Source organism: Chryseobacterium sp. T16E-39, from assembly GCF_002216065.1.
Taxonomy (GTDB): domain Bacteria; phylum Bacteroidota; class Bacteroidia; order Flavobacteriales; family Weeksellaceae; genus Chryseobacterium.
The window spans coordinates 3,687,311-3,705,526 of the sequence record NZ_CP022282.1 but is presented as its reverse complement, the minus strand read 5'-3'; the positions used below and the strand labels follow the sequence as shown (position 1 = coordinate 3,705,526).

The following is an 18,216-nucleotide window of genomic DNA, read 5'->3' as shown; positions in this document are numbered from 1 at the left end:
TTATTTATTTTTTTTAAATTTACTAAAATTCCATAAAAAGACAGCAAACAAATTATCGTTTGCTGTCATTTATATTTTCAATTATCTTTTGATTTTAAATGCTTCTAATCCTGGGAAAATAGCAGTTTCACCTAGTGCTTCTTCAATTCTTAACAGCTGGTTGTATTTAGCCATTCTGTCTGATCTTGAAGCTGAACCTGTTTTGATCTGTCCGCAGTTCATTGCTACTGCTAAATCAGCGATTGTAGAATCTTCTGTTTCTCCTGATCTGTGAGACATTACAGAAGTAAATTTGTTATGCTGAGCCATTTGTACAGCATCCATTGTTTCAGAAAGAGAACCAATCTGGTTTACTTTAACAAGGATAGAGTTTGCAATTCCTTCTTTAACACCTCTTGATAATCTTTCAACATTGGTTACAAATAAATCATCTCCAACTAACTGAACTCTGTCTCCGATCTTATCGGTTAACATTTTCCAACCGTCCCAGTCATTTTCCTGCATTCCATCTTCAATAGAAATGATCGGATATTTAGCTGCTAATTCAGCAAGATAAGAAACCTGCTCGCTGCTTGTAAACTGAGCTGCATCCGGAGTCTGGAATTTTCTGTAATCATAAATTCCATCTTTGTAGAATTCTGAAGCGGCACAGTCTAATGCTAACATAATATCATCACCTGGTTTGTAACCTGCTTTTTCAATAGCCTGAAGCAATGTATCCAAAGCATCTTCAGTTCCTTTGAAAGTAGGCGCAAAACCTCCTTCATCACCCACAGCGGTAGATAAACCTCTTGAATGCAGAATAGATTTTAAGCTATGGAAAATCTCAGTTCCTTTTCTCAATGCATGAGAAAAAGAATCTGCTTTTACCGGCATAATCATAAATTCCTGAAATGCAATTGGCGCATCTGAGTGAGACCCACCATTAATTACGTTCATCATAGGAACAGGAAGAGTATTAGCATTTACTCCACCAACATATTTATATAAAGGCATTCTCAATTCTGTTGCGGCTGCTTTTGCAGCGGCTAAAGAAACTCCAAGGATAGCATTTGCCCCAAGATTTCCTTTGTTTTTAGTCCCATCAAGGTCAATCATGATCTGATCCAAAAGATTCTGATCATAAACCGGAAGACCTACTAATTCAGGAGCAATTACTTCTCTTACATTTTCAACAGCTTTAAGGACACCCTTCCCCAAATATTCAGAACCACCATCACGCAATTCTACTGCTTCATGTTCACCTGTAGAAGCTCCGGAAGGTACCGCGGCACGCCCCATTGCACCACTCTCCGTGAATACATCTACTTCAACTGTAGGATTCCCTCTCGAATCTAAAATTTGCCTCGCTTCAATGTAAGAAATGTAACTCATAATTTTTCTGTTTAAACTGTCTGCAAAAGTGCGTCTAGTTGTTTATTATTAATTAATATACTTGAGTCACAAATTTAATGAAAAAAACAGTGTTATGAAAAAACTAAAGTTTAATATTTGGTAATAAAACATAAAATTCTCCAAAATTTTGAAGCCATTTTGGAGAATTTAAAAATGTGTTGCATAACAACTGATTTTCATCATTGAGTTCAGGGAGTTAAATCATATTTTTTACGTTCTTCAGGGGTCAGCGTTCTAAGTGTCTTTTCCCTTTCTGATTTGGCTTCCGCACTAGCCTTATTTGCTTCTTCTTTTGCAGTTTCCGAAATTTTGCCTTGAAGTGTCGTGATATTATTAACAATATTATTAAAGCTATTCCAATATAAGTCTCCATGGCATTGCTCTTCAAAATTAATGCAATGCTCTTCCAATCTGTACAATGCATCTCTAAGCATATTTACCGGAGCAGTCCTTTCCCCAAGTTTAGATAGGCTTTCTGTTATTTTGGTCATTTGTTCTGCGGAAACACTATCTCCTGAACTCAATTTACCCATCAGCTTACTTGTTATGTCCGTAGTTCTGGCAATAGCAGCATCGGGTTGTACTTCAGATAATATTTTGTTGATCTTCCCATCCGGTTTGATACTTACGATTGCTCCTCTTCGCATAGCATCATACGACATCTGATAATTTGAAGTCGTATTCTTCAGTTCTTCCAATGTTGCCTTATGCAGATTACTACAAGAAGTAAACAATAAGGTAATTCCTACAAATAAAAATATATTTTTCATGGCGCTACATTATAAATTGAGTTATCATTTGAGTCATATTTGGCTTTACCTTTTCCAAGTACATTAGCTAAGGCTGTGAATGTCTCATAATCGAGATCCTCCATGATTTCTTCAGATCCTGCACTTGTAAATTTCAAGATGATCTTTCCACTTTTAGAGCTGATGTTCCACTCTAGTAAATAGTCTGTGATAATTCTAGTCATGATTATTGTTTTTAAGGTTATTTGTTGGGTGAGGGAGCAAGAAGTCCTGCTAAGGCACCAATAGCTCCCGATGAAATTGCTGTGAAAATGGTAATTAACTGTTCGTTAAGTTTCACATTCTCATGTAAGGAAAGTATAATCAAACCGGTTATAATTCCAATAATAGCAAGCCCAAACATTAAGACTATGATCCTGTATATCCAGGTATCCGTTTCTTTGGGGTTCTTGACTTCAATACTGTTTACAGCCTGTATGGGATTATCTTTAAATTCCTGCTGTAATTTATTGTTATTGCTTAATGTTTGTTTGAAATCTTCAAAACTGTTATTAATTGTAGTTTTCATGATCGTGAGTTTTATTGTATCAAAGGTCTCACTAAAAAACGCAGCAGTCAATTACACAAAAGGGTGATTATCTTATTGACAGAAGACCTAGATCCATACTTTAAAAACTAAAAGAGTTCCTTTTTCCAGGGAAATAATTTGAAATTCACCATTAAGTTCTTTCATCCTTCTTCTCATATTCCGGAGTCCGTTGCCTTCGGGCATTTCTTTACTAATTCCAATTCCATTGTCTGAAATTTCCATGGTGAATTCACCATTATTTTGTAAGAATGAAATCTCAATCAGATTGGCCTGACTGTGTTTGTAAGTATTGTTCAGAGATTCTTTTAAACACAAAAACATATTTCTCCTTAGTTCAGCAGATACCGGCGTATGGCTAATGACATCCTGATCTCTTATACTAAGTTTTACGGATGCCTTTTTTAGAAAATTTTCAGCATATATCTTTGAATAACTTACAAAATTTCCTACAGTATCATTTCCAGAATTCAGATTCCAAAGCATTTCGCGCATTGAAACATTCATTTCTTCTGAGGTTTTCAGGAGCTCGTCGATATCATTTTTTAAATCCCCATCCTCTGCTTTTTGTTTTAGAAATTCTGCCTGTAGTTTCAGTGCTGAAATTCCCGCCCCTAAGTCATCATGCATATCATGTGAGATTCTTTCCCTTTCCTGTTCTATTGATTTTTGTTTTTCAAGTTCTTTTTGAAGCAACTTATTTTGGTATTCAGCTTCTCTGAGTTGTTTTTCCCTGAGGTATAAGAGTTGTTTTCTGTTGTATAACAGGACAACAAAAATGATAAATCCAACGAACAACATCATAACAATAATTGCTATAATGTAGGTCTGCTTTATTTCTTCTGGTAACATTTTCATGATTTACACAATAGTCCTTTAAAGAAAATCACATAAGAAGCAATCGTAATCAGTTGAAATATTTTATTCAGAACACCCAGGAATTCATCATCTGTCTTTTCAAACAAATACATTGGAGTGACCCTAAATAGAAAAAAAACAGCCCAGAGTAATAGAGATACACTCACCCAAAAGAATTGTTTAGATATTATTGGGATCTGACTATTATTTTTAAACTGATAAAATAACCAAATCAGACCACAAAGTATATAAACAAAAGACATCATAATACCCAAATGAATAGAGTATCCCTTATTAGTAGGATATAATAGGATCCCCACAATTAATAGGATCGCACTTGACAGATATCTTATAAAATGTTTTTTCGGATACAATTCTTTCAGATAAACATTAATGAAGAATAAAGAATATACGATCGGGGAGGTCGCGTAAATTTCAACGCCGATCCATTTAAAATAAATTAATACTTCATAGAGTAATACGACCAGAAAGTATAACCAAAAGTAATTATGTCTTGCCTTTTCATTGTAGAACGAAACGGCAAGACAAATTACCAGTAAAGCATAGTATATAAAGTCTTGTATCATTGGTTAGCAGCTTCCCGGAGGACAAAGGTGGTAGGTATCGAAATAATAACTCATATCCGGAGTAAATACTCCATCTTCTTCACTGGCAAAATTCATTACTAATGTTACTCTTTGATAGTAGTCACCGCTGGTTCTGACCTGGTTAATTCCCGTCATTAAATGTACTTGAGGATTGTTTTTTCCTGTTTTAAATTGATTAAACTTTTCAAGATCAGCCTTGTCTACTATAATTTTAGTTGGACATTTATGTCCGTTAGGATTTTTATTGATATCCAATATATTTTTCAAATTTCCTTCAAACTGTTTTCTTTGCGTACTGAAATCATTCATTACTTTACCTCCGTTTACTTCATCCGTATAATAATATTTCGTGTCGCCCGAATTCTTATAGGCAATATCAAGGCATGGGCGCCCACCTACTTCTCTTTCCAATAAAAAAATATCAATTTTATTACTTCCTTCTTTCAACAAAAAGTCTACAACATTAGGCTTGATTACAAATACTTTTTGTAAATAGGAAAAACTCTGACTGTTAAACATTCTAACTGAGCCTTCGCCGGTAGGCGCTGGTACAGGATCGGGATCTCTATAAAAATTTAGTAATCGTGCAATATCTAAATCCCTTTCTTTATCTTCAAAATTGATGGTGGAAAGGGATGAACATAGATATGAAATCGCCAGTAAGTCTTCTTTACTTAGCTTTCTTAGGTTATCAGATATCAAATCAATAACCTGTCTTCTTGTTCTTAATGTCTCCATGGTTTATTAGTTTTTAAAATGGTTAAATTTATTGATTGCTTCAACTTTATTGCTCACGTGTAGTTTTCGATAGATATTTCCGACATGCTTTTTTACCGTATCCATGCTAATGCATTTTTGATCCGCAATTTCTTTGTATAGCAAACCCTGAGAAAGAAGTTCCAAGATCTCTTTTTCACGATTGGTCAGTTCATCAAATCCCAGTACTTCGGTAGTTTTTTTTTCAAAATGGTTCAAAACTCTTCTTGCAATAGAAAAACTCATGGGTGCTCCTCCATTATACACATCACGAATAGAGGCGAGAATCTTGTCCATACTTTCTCCCTTAATAAGATAACCCATTGCACCAGCTTTCAGCGAGCTGAAAATTTTTTCATCATCTTCAAAACTCGTACACATGATAAACTGGGTATCTGGCATATCTTTCCGTACTTTTTCTATGATTTCAATTCCAAGCATGTCCTGAAGCTGGATATCCATCATTACTACGTCCGGAGAAATCTTTGGAAGGTTGTTTAATGCTTCGTTGCCATCAAAAAACTGAGCAATCACTTTCATGTCAGCTTGATAATTGATGACTTTCTTCAACGCATTGTTGTAGTTTTTCTCATCTTCTACTATGGCTATGGAAATGCTCATGTCCGTTATTTTGTTAATGACAAATTTCAACAGAAAACAAAGCAGAAACAATTACACCTTTGTGTAATTTTACAATTTGAGATCAGGGTTATTGTTTTGTTTTTTGTTTTTACTAAAATTAATCAATTTTTGCTATTTAACCAACTGATCAAGAATAGGAGTATCCATACTGCTTATTTCGGTTACAGTACTGTCATTAATCTGTTCGAAAACCTGAATAACATTTTTCCCTTTCTTTAACCAAACTCCCGGGACATATAGGGTAAGCTGAGGACCAACCTTACTCCAATATCTTCCGATATTTCTCCCGTTTACAAAAACAATTCCTTTTCCGAATTTCCGCATATCAAGAAACGTATCTCCGGTCTCATCCAGATTAAATTCAGATTCATAGAGTATCGGCGAACGTTGGGTGATATCTTTTTGTTTATGATGGTATTTTGGGAACTGATTAAAAGGAAGAGGAAACATCTCCCAGTTTCCGGAAATTTCTATTCCATTAATTTTTACAGGAGTAATAATTCCTTTTAAATTATGAACAATCTCAGATCCGTAATTGATCCTTCCCATATTTTCAACCAATATTTCAATACGGTCTCCTGCCTTGATTTCAATATCGAGATCATATTTATTATTCACCCTGTTAAGCTCTCCTTTCCAATGTTCATTAATATACACATTTGCATAATCTCTCAGTCCCTTTATCTCCAGTTTTCCTTTTTGGCCCTTATCAAATTTCCGTCTGTACAAAATATACCCGTTTCCAATATTCAGATCTTCAAAAGTTAAAGGTTTCTGCGAGTTTACCGGCTTCTTCTCATTAATTAAATCAAACAAAGAAGTTGTTTTAGAAAATCTCACATTCGAAAAACGAATTACTTTATTTGGTTTTGGGATATCCGGAAGTTTCTCGCCATTTATTTTTTGAAAAACATCTCTTAAAGCATTGTATTTTTCAGTAGCCCATCCGGCTTCACTAATTGGGGCATCATAATCGTAACTCGTAATATCAGGTTGAATGTCATGGTTCTTATCATAATTGGCCCCACTGGTAAATCCAAAGTTAGTTCCCCCATGAATCATATAGTAATTAAATGAAACTCCATTTTCAAGATAAACTTTTGTCTGTTTAACGACATCCTCAGTAGAAACTTTAACAAAAGGTTCTGCCCAATGATCAAGCCAGCCCGGATAATATTCAGCAACCATATAAGGACCTTTACCTCCATTGTATTCATTCACTGTTTTTTTTAAGACCTCTATATTGTCTTCGCCATTTGCGGTAGGTAAAGCTCTTTCAATACTCCCGCCCCTGAAAAGAGAACTCCCATCAGAAGTAAAAAGAGGAACAGTAATTCCAGACTTTATAATTAAGTCTTTTATTTTATGACTGTATATCCTGTGCTTCTCCAATGCAATATCCTTTCGCTGGGAAACATAGGATCCAAATTCATTTTCAGCTTGAACCATTATGACAGGTCCTCCATGATTAATTTGTAATGGAATAATCTGTTTGGCGAGTTGATTGATATACCTTTCACATTGCTCAAGGAAGGCCTTATTATCAGATCTTATTTCTAAATCTTTGTCTTTTTGAAGCCACCACGGATATCCTCCAAATTCCCATTCTGCACACACATAGGGCCCGGGACGGATAATCACATATAAACCCACTTCCTGTGCTGTTCTTATAAACTTTTTTAAATCTTTCTCACCTGAAAAGTTCCATTTCCCAGGTGATTCTTCATGGTAGTTCCAGAAAACATAAGTCGTAACGGTATTAAGCCCCATGGCTTTCATCATTTCAAGTCTATGCCTCCAATATTGCATAGGCACTCTGGGATAATGCATTTCCCCGGAATAGATAGAAAACTGATTTCCATTAAGCCAAAAATGACCATCTCTAATCTCAAAAGACTTATTTGGTTGTTGGGCAAATGTCGAAGTAACACACAGTATAAAAATGAAACAAAGGAGTTTAATCAGACTTTTCATCAGGTATTTTTTGGAGATCCCCAGTTTGGTTTGACTCATGTATTCTTAAAAACTTGTATTTTCCCTCTTTTATGAATATTTGAATTCCAAACTATTGGTTTGTTTTTTGTTTTTACTAAATTTAATTAAATTTCTCTTACCGTAAAGAAATAATTAAATTGAACGTATTAAAAAATAATCAACATGAAAAAAGGAATTCTAACAGCAGTTGCGTTGACTGCATTATCATTGATAGGTTGCAAAAAAGCTGAAAGTGGGAATAAAAGTATTATTAAATCTGATAGTTCAGTTACGGCAGTTACAGATCATAATGGAAAAATTGATTCGGCTTCAGCCAACTCAACCATAGTGGATGTGAATGGAAAAAGATTTGAAAAGACTGATTTTGTTTATAAAGCAACTGACGGAACCTTAGTAAAAGTAGTTTTTAAAAATGATCCAAAAGAAAATACTGTAGCGATCACCAGCAATAAGAAGACTTTTACACTTCCAAAAACTGAAGACAAAGATGGGGAAACGATCTATAAAAAAGATGACATGACCGCAAGAGTAAAAGGAGATAGTTTACATCTTGAACAAGGAAATAATGTAATTGAATTGAAGAAAACAAAAATTTAATCCGGATTTCGGCATCCGAGTTACGAGATTAAAATCATTTAAAAACCTACTATTTGTGAATAAAAAAGAATATAAAAAAAACCGTTCAGAGATCTGAACGGTTTTTTTTATATATCTGAATGAATATTATTCCTCAGTTTTCTCTTCAGTAGAGTCTGCAGCTTCAGCCGTTGGAGCTTCAACTTTTTCTTCTACTACAGGAGCATCAGCAACTACAGCTTCTACTTTTTTAGCAGGAGTAGCTCTTCTACTTCTTCTTGTAGCTTTTTTCTCTTCAGCATTAGGATTGTAAAGCTCATTGAAGTCTACTAGCTCGATAAGAGCCATGTCAGCAGCATCACCTTGTCTGAAACCAGTCTTGATGATTCTAGTATAACCGCCATTTCTTTCAGCGATCTTAGGAGCTACTGTTCTGAATAATTCAGTTACAGCTTCTTTATTTTGAAGATATGAAAAAACAATTCTTCTGTTATGTGTAGTATCTTCTTTTGCTTTTGTTAATAGGGGCTCAACATATACTCTTAAAGCTTTCGCTTTAGCTACAGTAGTGTTGATTCTTTTATGCTCAATTAGAGAACAAGCCATATTAGAAAGTAAAGCACTTCTATGAGAAGCCGTTCTTCCTAAGTGATTGAATTTTTTACCGTGTCTCATTATTAATTATTTATCAGCGTCTAACTTATATTTTGCAACGTCGAAACCGAAGTTAAGACCTTTTGAATGCACTAATTCTTCTAGTTCTGTCAAAGATTTTTTACCAAAATTTCTGAATTTCATCAAATCAGACTTACTGTAAGAAACAAGTTCTCCTAACGTTTCAACTTCTGCAGCCTTCAAACAGTTTAGAGCTCTCACTGAAAGATCCATATCTGCTAGTTTAGATTTAAGAAGTTGTCTTGTATGAAGAGTTTCTTCATCATATTGGATAGATGCTTTTACGGCTTCAGTTTCAAGAGTGATTCTCTCATCAGAGAACAACATGAAGTGATAAATTAATATCTTAGAAGCTTCAGTTAAAGCATTTTGAGGACTGATGGAACCATCAGTTTCTATATCTAATACAAGTTTTTCGTAGTCTGTTTTTTGCTCTACACGATAATTTTCAATACTATACTGTACTTTCTTAATTGGAGTAAAAATAGAGTCAATAGCAATTGTACCTACAGGTGCATTGTTTGACTTATTTTGTTCAGAAGGAACATACCCTCTACCCTTTTCTACATTGAAAGTAATTTCGAAAGTTACATCACTGTTTAGGTTACAAATCACCAACTCAGGATTCAAGATCTCAAATCCGTTGATTGATTTTCCTAAATCTCCAGCAGTAATAATCGTTTGACCTGAAACCTTAGCAACAACCTGCTCATTAGACTGGTTTTCTGCTGTAGATTTTAATCTCACCTGCTTAAGGTTAAGAATAATTTCAGTTACGTCTTCGATTACTCCTGGAATAGTTGAAAATTCGTGCTCTACACCTTCTATTTTGATAGATGAAATAGCATATCCTTCCAGAGAAGAAAGCAATACTCTTCTTAAAGCATTACCTATTGTAAGCCCGAAACCTGGTTCTAAAGGTCTGAATTCAAATTGACCTTTAAATTCATCAGAGTTAAGTAAAATTACTTTATCGGGTTTTATGAATTGTAAAATTGCCATATTATTGGGTTGAGCAAAAATTTGATTAAAAAATTATTTAGAGTAAAGTTCGACGATAAGCTGTTCCTTGATGTCCTCCGGAATTTGGATTCTTTCAGGTGCAGATACGAAAGTACCTTCTTTTTTCTCATCGTTGAATTGTAACCACTCATAGTTTGCTTTATAAGCTAATGCAGTAGTAACAACTTCAAGAGATTTAGATTTCTCTCTTACAGCGATTACATCACCAGCTTTAAGCAAGTAAGATGGAATATTTACTAGCTCTCCGTTCACAGTGATGTGTCTGTGAGAAACTAATTGTCTAGCTCCAGATCTAGTTTTAGCAAAACCGATTCTGTATACTACGTTATCCAATCTAGATTCGCAAAGTTGTAATAGAACTTCCCCTGTTACACCTTTACTTCTGTGTGCTTTATCGAATAAGTTTGCAAACTGTCTTTCTAAAATACCGTAAGTATATTTAGCTTTTTGTTTTTCAGCTAACTGAACTGCATATTCTGATTTTTTAGCACCTCTTCTTTTGTTAGGACCATGTTGTCCTGGCGGTTGGTTTTTTCTCTTTTCGAAGTTCTTATCATCTCCGTAGATTGCAGCACCAAACTTTCTAGCAATCTTAGTTTTAGGTCCAATATATCTTGCCATAATGGGTAAATTCTAAAAATTAAACTCTTCTTCTTTTTGGTGGTCTACATCCATTGTGTGGCATAGGAGTCACGTCAATGATTTCGCTAACTTCAATTCCTGAATTGTGAATAGTTCTGATAGCAGATTCTCTACCTGCACCTGGACCTTTCACAAACACCTTTACTCTTCTTAACCCAGCTTCATGAGCAACGTTAGAGCAATTTTCTGCTGCCATTTGAGCAGCAAATGGAGTATTCTTTTTAGAACCTCTGAATCCCATTTTACCGGCAGATGCCCAAGAGATAACTTCTCCGCTTTTATTTGTTAAAGAAATGATGATGTTATTGAAAGAAGCTTGAATATGCGCTTCTCCAATAGCTTCAACTTTTACTTTTCTTTTTTTAACTACTTTAGTTTGTTTTGCCATAATTCCTAACGATTATTTACTTGCCTTTTTCTTGTTAGCAACAGTTTTTCTCTTTCCTTTACGGGTTCTAGAGTTGTTTTTCGTTCTCTGGCCTCTTAAAGGTAGTCCTAGTCTGTGACGTATTCCTCGTTGGCATCCTATGTCCATCAATCTCTTGATGTTCAATTGCACTTCAGATCTTAATTCTCCTTCTACTTTTACGTTTTCAGAAATATAAGTTCTAATTGCAGCCAATTCATCGTCATTCCATTCGTTGACTTTCTTGTCTTCGCTGATACCGGCAGCTTTAAGGATTTCAGAAGAAGTACTTCTTCCCACCCCATAAATATAAGTTAAACCGATAACGCCTCTTTTGTTTTTTGGTAAATCAATACCTGCAATTCTCGCCATAATTTAATATTAGCCTTGTCTTTGTTTAAATTTTGGGTTCTTCTTGTTGATCACAAAAAGTACACCTTTTCTGCGTACAATTTTGCAATCAGCGCTTCTTTTCTTAATTGATGCTCTAACTTTCATTTGATAGTATTTATTTTTTAACAATAGCCAAATGGAAACCCGGAGACTCCATTTGGCGTTTGTTTAATATCTAAAAGTAATTCTCCCTTTTGTCAAATCATAGGGAGACATTTCTAGTTTTACCTTATCACCAGGTAAAAGTTTAATATAATGCATTCTCATTTTTCCAGAAATATGAGCTATAAGCATATGCCCATTTTCTAGTTCTACACGGAACTGAGCGTTCGAAAGTGCTTCCGTTATTACGCCGTCTTGTTCAATATGTTTTTGTTTCGCCATAAATTAATATCCAGTCGTTCTTGATAATTTAGACTGCATTAAGCCATCATAGTGATGGTTCAGCAGATATGTATTAATCTGTTGAACAGTATCTAAAATAACTCCAACCATAATCAATAGTGACGTTCCCCCGAAAAATAGGGCGAACGCATCTGTCTGAACTAAGCTTCCGTGTACAATTGCCGGAAGGATTGCAAAGATAGACAAAAATATTGCACCTGGCAAGGTAATTTTTGATAAAATATCATCTAAATAATCAGCCGTCTCTTTTCCTGGTCTTACTTTTGGTACCAAACCTCCGTTTCTCTTTAAATCATCAGCCATTTGGTTAACCGGAATTGTAATCGCAGTATAGAAAAATGAAAAGATTATAATCAGCAATGCGAACAATACATTGTACTGCCAGCTAAAAACATTCTTGAAACCTGCAAGAAAAGTATTGGATTCGTCAAATTTCGTTAATAAACCTGGTACGAACATCAATGCCTGAGCAAAGATAATTGGCATAACTCCAGCAGCATTAACTTTCAATGGGATCCACTGTCTTGCTCCTTGCATAAGATTTTTATTTACACCTCCTCTTGCTTGTGCTCTGCTTACATATTGAATTGGAATCTTTCTTACAGCAACAGATAATACCACTGCTAAAAGAACCACCAACATCCAGAATATCACCTCAATAAGGATCATAATAGATCCCATCCCTCCTTTTCCGTTCTGCACGGCCATTTCCTGTACAAATGCTTCAGGTAATCTAGATAAGATACCAACCATAATAAGGATAGAAATACCATTTCCAATTCCTTTATCAGTAATTTTCTCACCTAGCCACATTGCAAATACCGAACCGGCAACCAAAATAACAATACTTGGTAACCAGAACATGATAGAATTTGGCTCTACATAGTATGCAGACTGGAACTGAGCATACGGTAAAAACAATTGAGTAATAGAAGTTAAATAAGAAGGCGCCTGTACTAAACAAACTCCGATCGTTAACCATCTAGTAATTTGGTTCAATGTATTTCTACCTGACTCTCCATCTTTCTGAAGTTTCTGAAGATAAGGAATAGCCATCCCCATCAACTGAACAATAATAGAAGCTGAAATATAAGGCATTATACCTAGTGCCATAACAGAAGCGTGGCTGAAAGCCCCCCCTGTAAACGACGAAAGCAAGCCAAGGAGACCTGCTCCTTGCTTGTTACCGCCTTGACTTTTATAATGCTCTAAGAGATCTCCTACTTGTGCAAGGTTAATTGCAGGTAGAGAGATATAAGATGCGAATCTATACACAAGGATAATACCTAAAGTGAAGATAATTTTATCTCTTAATTCCTTTAGGCTCCAAATATTTTTGAGGGTTTGTATAAATTCTTTCATTAGTTACTATTATAATGTAATTGCTTTTCCACCTGCTTTAGCGATAAGCTCTTCAGCAGATTTAGTGAATTTGTCAGCAGAGATTGAAACCGCAGATTTCAATTCACCTCTACCCATAATTTTCACTATTTCGTTTTTAGTTGCTAACCCATTTGCTACCAAAACTTCTTTAGTAATATCTCCTGTGATAGATTTATTTTCTATTAAAGTCTGGATAGAATCTAAGTTAATAGCTCTAAATTCTTTTCTGTTTACATTTTTGAAACCGAATTTAGGTAATCTTCTTTGTAAAGGCATCTGTCCACCTTCAAAACCGATCTTCTGAGAATAACCAGCTCTAGCTTTCTGACCTTTATGTCCTTTTGTCGAAGTACCTCCTTTTCCACTACCTTGTCCTCTACCAATTCTTTTTGAACTAAATGTAGAACCTGCAGCAGGTTTTATGTTGTTTAAATTCATTTTAATTTCTTTTTAAAATTATTTTTGAACTTCAAGTAAATGACTAACTGCAGCTATCATCCCTAAGATAGAAGGGGTAGCTTCGTGTTCTACAACTTGGTGAAGTCTCTTAAATCCTAATGCTTCAAGCGTTCTCTTTTGGGTTTTTGTTCTTCCAATAGCGCTTCTTACTTGCTTTACTTTAATTGTTGCCATTGTTTTATTATTAACCGTTAAACACTTTAGTTAAAGAAACTCCTCTCATTCTTGCAATTTCTTCAGGTCTTCTGATATCCAACAATGCTTTGAAAGTAGCTTTCACCACGTTGTGAGGGTTAGAAGATCCTTTAGATTTTGAAAGGATATCGTGAATACCAGCAGACTCCAATACCGCTCTTACCGCACCTCCTGCGATCAATCCTGTACCGTGAGAAGCAGGTCTTAAAAAGATATCTGCACCACCGTATCTAGCAGTAGTTTGGTGAGGAATTGTATGGTTCATTACTGGAACTTTCACAAGATTTTTCTTAGCATCTTCAACTGCTTTAGCAATTGCTGAAGCAACTTCTTTAGATTTTCCTAAACCGTAACCAATAACTCCATCTTCATTTCCAACAACTACAATTGCAGAGAACCCGAAAGCTCTACCACCCTTAGTTACTTTTGTTACTCTGTTTACAGCTACGAGACGATCTTTTAATTCTAATCCTCCCGGTTTTACTCTTTCTATATTATCTAGTCCTAACATATTTTCCGAAATTTAATGATTAGAATTTAAGTCCTCCTTCTCTCGCACCATCAGCTAGAGCTTTCACTCTTCCATGGTATACGAAACCGTTTCTATCAAACACAATGCTTTCAATTCCTGCAGCAAGAGCCTTAGCAGCGATAGCTTTACCTACAGCAGCAGAAACTTCAATCTTAGTTCCATTAGCGTCAACTCCTTTCTCTCTAGAAGAAGCAGCTACTAATGTTTTACCATTTTTATCGTCGATTAACTGAGCGTAAATTTCCTTATTACTCTTATATACCGATAATCTTGGCAATTCAGAAGATCCAGAGATTTTTCCTCTTACTCTTCTTTTTATTCTTATTCTTTTTTCTAATTTACTTAATGCCATTTTCTTATAATTTATTAAGCAGATTTACCAGCTTTACGTCTAACATTTTCACCAACGAATCTCACACCTTTTCCTTTGTACGGCTCAGGCTTTCTGAATGAACGGATCTTTGCAGCTACCATTCCAAGAAGTTGCTTGTCGAAAGACGTTAAAGTAATAATTGGGTTTTTACCTTTTTCAGTCAATGTATCAATTTTAACTTCGCTAGGAAGCTCTAATGTAATACCGTGAGAGAATCCTAAAGCTAACTCAAGTTTTTGACCTGAGTGAGAAGCTCTATATCCTACCCCTACTAGTTCTAGTTTCTTTTCGAAACCTGCAGATACACCAACAATCATGTTGTTGATTAACGCTCTGTATAAACCGTGAAGCGCTCTGTGTTGTTTAGAATCAGATGGTCTGTTTACGTTCAGTTCTCCATCTTTTTGTTCTAAAGTAATACCTTCTGTAAGATCCTGAGAAAGTTCTCCTTTTGGACCTTTAACTGTTACAACACCGTTATTTTCAGTAACTGTAACACCTGAAGGAATTGTTATAATTGCTTTACCAATTCTTGACATTTTCCTTTGATTAAAAATTAATAAACATAGCAGATTACTTCACCGCCTACTTTTTCTTCTCTAGCTTTTTTATCTGTCATTACTCCTCTTGAAGTAGAGATAATAGCTACACCCAAACCGTTCAATACTCTTGGAAGTTCAGCAGAACCTTTGTACTGTCTCAAACCTGGTCTTGAAGCTCTCTGGATAGATTTAATAGCTGGTTTGTTAGTTTGCTTGTCATACTTTAAAGCGATTTTGATTGTCCCTTGAACAGCGCTATCTTCAAACTTGAAGTTTAAGATATACCCTTGATCAAATAAGATTTTCGTAATCTCCTTTTTGATTTTCGATGCAGGAATTTCCACCACTTTGTGGCCTGCGCTTTGTGCGTTCCTTACTCTTGTTAGGAAATCTGAAATTGGATCTGTTACCATTTTTCTATTTTAAATTATTGGTTGAAGAACAATCAGTTTTGAAAAGACTTGAAGAGGAAAATATCAGACTTCAGAAATCTTAGGTCTGATATTTTTTTTCTTTAGTATCTCGACAACTTAATTGTCCCGATTATTGATTGTTTATTACCAACTTGCTTTTTTCACTCCAGGGATAAGACCATTGTTAGCCATTTCTCTGAAAGTTACTCTTGAAAGACCGAAAGTTCTCATGTAACCTCTTGGTCTTCCTGTTAGTTTACATCTGTTGTGTAATCTTACAGGAGAAGCATTTTTTGGTAATTTCTGAAGTCCTTCATAATCACCTGCTTCTTTTAAAGCTTTTCTTTTGTCAGCGTATTTAGCAACTAGTGCTTCTCTTTTGCGCTCACGCGCTTTCATTGATTCTTTAGCCATTTCTTAGTTCTTTTTAAATGGTAAACCGAAGTGAGTTAATAATGCTTTCGCTTCTTTATCTGTTTTCGCAGTTGTAACGAAAGTGATGTCCATCCCTTGGATTTTTTTCACTTTGTCAATTACGATCTCAGGGAAGATAATCTGCTCAGTAATACCTAAGTTATAATTACCTCTACCATCAAAACCATCAGCTTTGATACCAGAAAAATCTCTAATACGTGGTAAAGCTGAAGCAGTAAGTCTGTCTAAGAATTCATACATTTTGTGAGCTCTTAAAGTAACTTTAGCACCTACAGGCATTCCTTTTCTCAATTTGAAGGCAGCTTCATCTTTCTTAGAGATCGTACCAACAGCTTTTTGTCCAGTAATATTTGTAAGTTCTTCTACAGCATAATCAATGATTTTCTTGTCTGCAGTAGCATCACCTAATCCTTGAGATAAGATGATTTTTTCCAATTTAGGTACCTGCATTACAGATTTGTACCCAAATTCTTCCATCATTGCAGGAACAATTGTTTCTTTATATGCTTTCTTGGGTCTTGCTATATATTCCATGTGTTATTTAAAATTATAAAGTTTCACCCGTTTTTTTGTCGATTCTTACTTTCTTATCTCCTTCAGTCTTATAACCTACTTTTACAGCTTTTCCGTCTTTACCAACTAAAGCTACATTAGAGATATGAATAGAAGCTTCTCTTTCAACGATTCCTCCTTGAGGATTTGAAGCTGAAGGCTTAACGTGTTTCTTAATGATGTTAAGTCCTGCAACGATTACTCTAGGGTCTCTTCCTTCTTTTTTGATCACTTCAATAACTTCACCAGTCTTACCTTTGATATCTTTCTTACCAGTAGTAATGATTACGTTATCTCCTCTTTTTATTTTTAACTTTGACATTTTCTTATAAAAATTTTAAAAATTAAAGTACTTCAGGAGCTAATGAAATGATTTTCATATATTCTTTGTCTCTCAACTCACGAGCCACAGGTCCGAAAACACGTGTTCCTCTCATTTCTCCTGCTGCGTTTAGTAATACACAAGCGTTGTCTTCGAATTTGATGTATGATCCATCTTTTCTTCTAACTGCTTTTTTAGTTCTTACTACTACAGCTTTAGATACCTGACCTTTTTTAGCATTTCCTGATGGTGTAGAATCTTTGATCGTAACTACGATTTTATCACCAACTGAAGCATATCTTCTTCTGGTTCCTCCCAGAACTCTGATCACCAATACTTCTTTAGCACCTGTGTTATCAGCAACTTTTAATCTTGATTCTGTTTGTAACATTACTTAGCTTTTTCAATGATTCTTACTAATCTCCATCTTTTACTCTTGCTCATAGGTCTAGTTTCTTGGATAAGAACTGTATCTCCTTCTGTGCATTCGTTATTTTCGTCGTGTGCAGTATATTTTTTCGTTTTCAATACGAATTTACCGTACATAGGGTGTTTCACTCTAGTAGTCTCACTTACAACAATGGTCTTTTCCATTTTATTGCTGGAAACTATTCCGATTCTTTCTTTTCTTAAGTTTCTTTCCATAATGTATGAAAATCTTATTGTTGTTTAGTGGTTAACTCTGTATTTAGTCTCGCGATTGTCTTTCTCAAATCTTTGATTTGAATTGGATTTTCAAGCGGGCTGATTTTATGAGCTAATTTCATTTTATTGAATTCAGCTTTTGCTTCAGTTAATTTAGCTTGAATATCTTCTGCGCTTAGATTTTTAATTTCAGCTTTTTTCATTGTATTCAAAGATTATAGAGGTTTAACAAAATCATTAGCAACTACAAAATTGGTAACTACCGGTAATTTTTGAGCAGCAAGTCTTAATGCTTCTTTAGCGATATCGTAAGATACACCTCCGATCTCGAATAAAATTTTACCTGGTTTTACTACAGCTACCCAATATTCCACAGCACCTTTACCTTTACCCATCCTTACTTCGGCTGGTTTTTTAGTAATCGGCTTATCCGGGAATATTTTGATCCATAGTTGACCTTCTCTCTTCATATATCTTGTCGCAGCGATACGAGCAGCTTCAATTTGTCTTGCAGTGATCCAAGCTCCTTCTGTAGCTTTGATTCCGAAAGTACCATAAGCAAGTTGATTACCTCTCTGAGCAATCCCCTTCATCTTCATCTTATGAACTTTACGGAATTTGGTTCTTTTTGGTTGTAACATAATTTCTTAAATTTT

At 35.1% G+C, this 18,216-nt stretch carries 31 protein-coding genes; 1 reads left to right on the top strand and 30 read right to left on the bottom strand.

Annotated elements, in window-relative coordinates:
- Positions 1-81: 81 nt before the first annotated feature.
- The 9 genes from eno to CEY12_RS16805 all read right to left on the bottom strand — a co-directional run bounded on the left by eno (position 82) and on the right by CEY12_RS16805 (position 7,568).
- On the bottom strand, positions 82-1,374 hold the full coding sequence (gene eno, locus CEY12_RS16845) for a phosphopyruvate hydratase (protein WP_089028789.1): 1,293 nt from the start codon (positions 1,372-1,374) through the stop codon (positions 82-84).
- A 209-nt stretch (positions 1,375-1,583) separates the two neighbouring features.
- The gene (locus CEY12_RS16840) at positions 1,584-2,165 is read right to left on the bottom strand and encodes a hypothetical protein (protein ID WP_089028788.1); all 582 of its coding nucleotides are present in this window, start codon (positions 2,163-2,165) and stop codon (positions 1,584-1,586) included.
- Positions 2,162-2,368: a hypothetical protein gene (locus tag CEY12_RS16835; RefSeq protein ID WP_089028787.1), complete on the bottom strand. Its 207-nt coding sequence runs from the start codon at positions 2,366-2,368 to the stop codon at positions 2,162-2,164. Before CEY12_RS16835 ends, CEY12_RS16840 begins: the two co-directional genes overlap by 4 nt.
- Before the next feature lie 17 nt (positions 2,369-2,385).
- Positions 2,386-2,712, bottom strand: coding sequence for a hypothetical protein (locus tag CEY12_RS16830; protein ID WP_089028786.1), 327 nt, complete (start codon positions 2,710-2,712; stop codon positions 2,386-2,388).
- Between the two features lie 87 nt (positions 2,713-2,799).
- Positions 2,800-3,582 carry a sensor histidine kinase gene (locus CEY12_RS16825; RefSeq protein WP_228409718.1) on the bottom strand — a complete coding sequence of 261 codons (783 nt, stop codon included), beginning with the start codon at positions 3,580-3,582 and terminating at the stop codon, positions 2,800-2,802.
- A gap of 2 nt (positions 3,583-3,584) precedes the next feature.
- On the bottom strand, positions 3,585-4,175 hold the full coding sequence (locus tag CEY12_RS16820; RefSeq protein WP_089028784.1) for a hypothetical protein: 591 nt from the start codon (positions 4,173-4,175) through the stop codon (positions 3,585-3,587).
- Between the two features lie 3 nt (positions 4,176-4,178).
- Positions 4,179-4,934: a hypothetical protein gene (locus CEY12_RS16815; RefSeq protein WP_089028783.1), complete on the bottom strand. Its 756-nt coding sequence runs from the start codon at positions 4,932-4,934 to the stop codon at positions 4,179-4,181.
- A 6-nt stretch (positions 4,935-4,940) separates the two neighbouring features.
- Positions 4,941-5,573, bottom strand: coding sequence for a response regulator transcription factor (locus tag CEY12_RS16810; protein WP_089028782.1), 633 nt, complete (start codon positions 5,571-5,573; stop codon positions 4,941-4,943).
- Between the two features lie 132 nt (positions 5,574-5,705).
- A complete protein-coding gene (locus CEY12_RS16805; RefSeq protein ID WP_089029906.1) occupies positions 5,706-7,568 on the bottom strand; it encodes a glycoside hydrolase family 35 protein in 1,863 nt (620 codons plus the stop codon).
- Positions 7,569-7,751: 183 nt separating this feature from the next.
- On the opposite strand from CEY12_RS16805, the gene CEY12_RS16800 reads away from it, so the two are divergent.
- Positions 7,752-8,186: a hypothetical protein gene (locus CEY12_RS16800; protein ID WP_089028781.1), complete on the top strand. Its 435-nt coding sequence runs from the start codon at positions 7,752-7,754 to the stop codon at positions 8,184-8,186.
- 126 nt (positions 8,187-8,312) lie between these two features.
- On the opposite strand, the gene rplQ is transcribed toward CEY12_RS16800, so the two are convergent.
- The 21 genes from rplQ to rplP form a co-directional block, all read right to left on the bottom strand.
- A complete protein-coding gene (rplQ, locus tag CEY12_RS16795) occupies positions 8,313-8,840 on the bottom strand; it encodes a 50S ribosomal protein L17 (protein ID WP_089028780.1) in 528 nt (175 codons plus the stop codon).
- Between the two features lie 6 nt (positions 8,841-8,846).
- A complete protein-coding gene (locus tag CEY12_RS16790; protein ID WP_089028779.1) occupies positions 8,847-9,842 on the bottom strand; it encodes a DNA-directed RNA polymerase subunit alpha in 996 nt (331 codons plus the stop codon).
- A 33-nt stretch (positions 9,843-9,875) separates the two neighbouring features.
- The gene (gene rpsD, locus CEY12_RS16785; protein ID WP_089028778.1) at positions 9,876-10,484 is read right to left on the bottom strand and encodes a 30S ribosomal protein S4; all 609 of its coding nucleotides are present in this window, start codon (positions 10,482-10,484) and stop codon (positions 9,876-9,878) included.
- Positions 10,485-10,503: 19 nt separating this feature from the next.
- Entirely contained in the window at positions 10,504-10,893 is a 390-nt protein-coding gene (gene rpsK, locus CEY12_RS16780; protein WP_089028777.1) for a 30S ribosomal protein S11, read from the bottom strand.
- A gap of 12 nt (positions 10,894-10,905) precedes the next feature.
- Positions 10,906-11,283, bottom strand: coding sequence for a 30S ribosomal protein S13 (gene rpsM / locus CEY12_RS16775; protein WP_002983260.1), 378 nt, complete (start codon positions 11,281-11,283; stop codon positions 10,906-10,908).
- Positions 11,284-11,292: 9 nt separating this feature from the next.
- Positions 11,293-11,409: a 50S ribosomal protein L36 gene (rpmJ, locus tag CEY12_RS16770; RefSeq protein WP_007839480.1), complete on the bottom strand. Its 117-nt coding sequence runs from the start codon at positions 11,407-11,409 to the stop codon at positions 11,293-11,295.
- 63 nt (positions 11,410-11,472) lie between these two features.
- On the bottom strand, positions 11,473-11,688 hold the full coding sequence (gene infA, locus CEY12_RS16765; protein ID WP_047401287.1) for a translation initiation factor IF-1: 216 nt from the start codon (positions 11,686-11,688) through the stop codon (positions 11,473-11,475).
- 3 nt (positions 11,689-11,691) lie between these two features.
- Positions 11,692-13,071: a preprotein translocase subunit SecY gene (gene secY, locus CEY12_RS16760; protein WP_089028776.1), complete on the bottom strand. Its 1,380-nt coding sequence runs from the start codon at positions 13,069-13,071 to the stop codon at positions 11,692-11,694.
- 9 nt (positions 13,072-13,080) lie between these two features.
- Positions 13,081-13,530 (bottom strand): 50S ribosomal protein L15, encoded by a 450-nt coding sequence (gene rplO, locus CEY12_RS16755; protein WP_089028775.1) that lies wholly within the window; start codon positions 13,528-13,530, stop codon positions 13,081-13,083.
- An 18-nt stretch (positions 13,531-13,548) separates the two neighbouring features.
- On the bottom strand, positions 13,549-13,725 hold the full coding sequence (gene rpmD, locus CEY12_RS16750) for a 50S ribosomal protein L30 (RefSeq protein ID WP_089028774.1): 177 nt from the start codon (positions 13,723-13,725) through the stop codon (positions 13,549-13,551).
- Positions 13,726-13,735: 10 nt separating this feature from the next.
- The gene (gene rpsE, locus CEY12_RS16745) at positions 13,736-14,257 is read right to left on the bottom strand and encodes a 30S ribosomal protein S5 (protein ID WP_062162717.1); all 522 of its coding nucleotides are present in this window, start codon (positions 14,255-14,257) and stop codon (positions 13,736-13,738) included.
- 19 nt (positions 14,258-14,276) lie between these two features.
- On the bottom strand, positions 14,277-14,630 hold the full coding sequence (gene rplR / locus CEY12_RS16740) for a 50S ribosomal protein L18 (RefSeq protein WP_089028773.1): 354 nt from the start codon (positions 14,628-14,630) through the stop codon (positions 14,277-14,279).
- Positions 14,631-14,644: 14 nt separating this feature from the next.
- Positions 14,645-15,190 carry a 50S ribosomal protein L6 gene (gene rplF / locus CEY12_RS16735; protein ID WP_089028772.1) on the bottom strand — a complete coding sequence of 182 codons (546 nt, stop codon included), beginning with the start codon at positions 15,188-15,190 and terminating at the stop codon, positions 14,645-14,647.
- Positions 15,191-15,207: 17 nt separating this feature from the next.
- Complete coding sequence (rpsH, locus tag CEY12_RS16730; RefSeq protein ID WP_089028771.1) at positions 15,208-15,606, bottom strand: 30S ribosomal protein S8; 399 nt, start codon at positions 15,604-15,606, stop codon at positions 15,208-15,210.
- 144 nt (positions 15,607-15,750) lie between these two features.
- Entirely contained in the window at positions 15,751-16,020 is a 270-nt protein-coding gene (gene rpsN, locus CEY12_RS16725) for a 30S ribosomal protein S14 (protein WP_034702868.1), read from the bottom strand.
- A 3-nt stretch (positions 16,021-16,023) separates the two neighbouring features.
- Complete coding sequence (rplE, locus tag CEY12_RS16720) at positions 16,024-16,575, bottom strand: 50S ribosomal protein L5 (protein ID WP_089028770.1); 552 nt, start codon at positions 16,573-16,575, stop codon at positions 16,024-16,026.
- Between the two features lie 13 nt (positions 16,576-16,588).
- Positions 16,589-16,915 carry a 50S ribosomal protein L24 gene (gene rplX, locus CEY12_RS16715; protein ID WP_089028769.1) on the bottom strand — a complete coding sequence of 109 codons (327 nt, stop codon included), beginning with the start codon at positions 16,913-16,915 and terminating at the stop codon, positions 16,589-16,591.
- A 22-nt stretch (positions 16,916-16,937) separates the two neighbouring features.
- Positions 16,938-17,306 carry a 50S ribosomal protein L14 gene (gene rplN / locus CEY12_RS16710; protein ID WP_007839504.1) on the bottom strand — a complete coding sequence of 123 codons (369 nt, stop codon included), beginning with the start codon at positions 17,304-17,306 and terminating at the stop codon, positions 16,938-16,940.
- The gene (gene rpsQ / locus CEY12_RS16705) at positions 17,306-17,563 is read right to left on the bottom strand and encodes a 30S ribosomal protein S17 (protein WP_052186088.1); all 258 of its coding nucleotides are present in this window, start codon (positions 17,561-17,563) and stop codon (positions 17,306-17,308) included. Before rpsQ ends, rplN begins: the two co-directional genes overlap by 1 nt.
- 11 nt (positions 17,564-17,574) lie before the next feature.
- The gene (gene rpmC, locus CEY12_RS16700; RefSeq protein WP_089028768.1) at positions 17,575-17,763 is read right to left on the bottom strand and encodes a 50S ribosomal protein L29; all 189 of its coding nucleotides are present in this window, start codon (positions 17,761-17,763) and stop codon (positions 17,575-17,577) included.
- 12 nt (positions 17,764-17,775) lie between these two features.
- Positions 17,776-18,201, bottom strand: coding sequence for a 50S ribosomal protein L16 (rplP, locus tag CEY12_RS16695; RefSeq protein WP_089028767.1), 426 nt, complete (start codon positions 18,199-18,201; stop codon positions 17,776-17,778).
- Positions 18,202-18,216: the final 15 nt, after the last annotated feature.

Bases quoted from the DNA above. Each gene is read 5' to 3' on its own strand.
- eno (WP_089028789.1), bottom strand. From the start codon at position 1,374: ATGAGTTACATTTCTTACATTGAAGCGAGGCAAATTTTAGATTCGAGA.
- CEY12_RS16840 (WP_089028788.1), bottom strand. From the start codon at position 2,165: ATGAAAAATATATTTTTATTTGTAGGAATTACCTTATTGTTTACTTCT.
- CEY12_RS16835 (WP_089028787.1), bottom strand. From the start codon at position 2,368: ATGACTAGAATTATCACAGACTATTTACTAGAGTGGAACATCAGCTCT.
- CEY12_RS16830 (WP_089028786.1), bottom strand. From the start codon at position 2,712: ATGAAAACTACAATTAATAACAGTTTTGAAGATTTCAAACAAACATTA.
- CEY12_RS16825 (WP_228409718.1), bottom strand. From the start codon at position 3,582: ATGTTACCAGAAGAAATAAAGCAGACCTACATTATAGCAATTATTGTT.
- CEY12_RS16820 (WP_089028784.1), bottom strand. From the start codon at position 4,175: ATGATACAAGACTTTATATACTATGCTTTACTGGTAATTTGTCTTGCC.
- CEY12_RS16815 (WP_089028783.1), bottom strand. From the start codon at position 4,934: ATGGAGACATTAAGAACAAGAAGACAGGTTATTGATTTGATATCTGAT.
- CEY12_RS16810 (WP_089028782.1), bottom strand. From the start codon at position 5,573: ATGAGCATTTCCATAGCCATAGTAGAAGATGAGAAAAACTACAACAAT.
- CEY12_RS16805 (WP_089029906.1), bottom strand. From the start codon at position 7,568: ATGAAAAGTCTGATTAAACTCCTTTGTTTCATTTTTATACTGTGTGTT.
- CEY12_RS16800 (WP_089028781.1), top strand. From the start codon at position 7,752: ATGAAAAAAGGAATTCTAACAGCAGTTGCGTTGACTGCATTATCATTG.
- rplQ (WP_089028780.1), bottom strand. From the start codon at position 8,840: ATGAGACACGGTAAAAAATTCAATCACTTAGGAAGAACGGCTTCTCAT.
- CEY12_RS16790 (WP_089028779.1), bottom strand. From the start codon at position 9,842: ATGGCAATTTTACAATTCATAAAACCCGATAAAGTAATTTTACTTAAC.
- rpsD (WP_089028778.1), bottom strand. From the start codon at position 10,484: ATGGCAAGATATATTGGACCTAAAACTAAGATTGCTAGAAAGTTTGGT.
- rpsK (WP_089028777.1), bottom strand. From the start codon at position 10,893: ATGGCAAAACAAACTAAAGTAGTTAAAAAAAGAAAAGTAAAAGTTGAA.
- rpsM (WP_002983260.1), bottom strand. From the start codon at position 11,283: ATGGCGAGAATTGCAGGTATTGATTTACCAAAAAACAAAAGAGGCGTT.
- rpmJ (WP_007839480.1), bottom strand. From the start codon at position 11,409: ATGAAAGTTAGAGCATCAATTAAGAAAAGAAGCGCTGATTGCAAAATT.
- infA (WP_047401287.1), bottom strand. From the start codon at position 11,688: ATGGCGAAACAAAAACATATTGAACAAGACGGCGTAATAACGGAAGCA.
- secY (WP_089028776.1), bottom strand. From the start codon at position 13,071: ATGAAAGAATTTATACAAACCCTCAAAAATATTTGGAGCCTAAAGGAA.
- rplO (WP_089028775.1), bottom strand. From the start codon at position 13,530: ATGAATTTAAACAACATAAAACCTGCTGCAGGTTCTACATTTAGTTCA.
- rpmD (WP_089028774.1), bottom strand. From the start codon at position 13,725: ATGGCAACAATTAAAGTAAAGCAAGTAAGAAGCGCTATTGGAAGAACA.
- rpsE (WP_062162717.1), bottom strand. From the start codon at position 14,257: ATGTTAGGACTAGATAATATAGAAAGAGTAAAACCGGGAGGATTAGAA.
- rplR (WP_089028773.1), bottom strand. From the start codon at position 14,630: ATGGCATTAAGTAAATTAGAAAAAAGAATAAGAATAAAAAGAAGAGTA.
- rplF (WP_089028772.1), bottom strand. From the start codon at position 15,190: ATGTCAAGAATTGGTAAAGCAATTATAACAATTCCTTCAGGTGTTACA.
- rpsH (WP_089028771.1), bottom strand. From the start codon at position 15,606: ATGGTAACAGATCCAATTTCAGATTTCCTAACAAGAGTAAGGAACGCA.
- rpsN (WP_034702868.1), bottom strand. From the start codon at position 16,020: ATGGCTAAAGAATCAATGAAAGCGCGTGAGCGCAAAAGAGAAGCACTA.
- rplE (WP_089028770.1), bottom strand. From the start codon at position 16,575: ATGGAATATATAGCAAGACCCAAGAAAGCATATAAAGAAACAATTGTT.
- rplX (WP_089028769.1), bottom strand. From the start codon at position 16,915: ATGTCAAAGTTAAAAATAAAAAGAGGAGATAACGTAATCATTACTACT.
- rplN (WP_007839504.1), bottom strand. From the start codon at position 17,306: ATGTTACAAACAGAATCAAGATTAAAAGTTGCTGATAACACAGGTGCT.
- rpmC (WP_089028768.1), bottom strand. From the start codon at position 17,763: ATGAAAAAAGCTGAAATTAAAAATCTAAGCGCAGAAGATATTCAAGCT.
- rplP (WP_089028767.1), bottom strand. From the start codon at position 18,201: ATGTTACAACCAAAAAGAACCAAATTCCGTAAAGTTCATAAGATGAAG.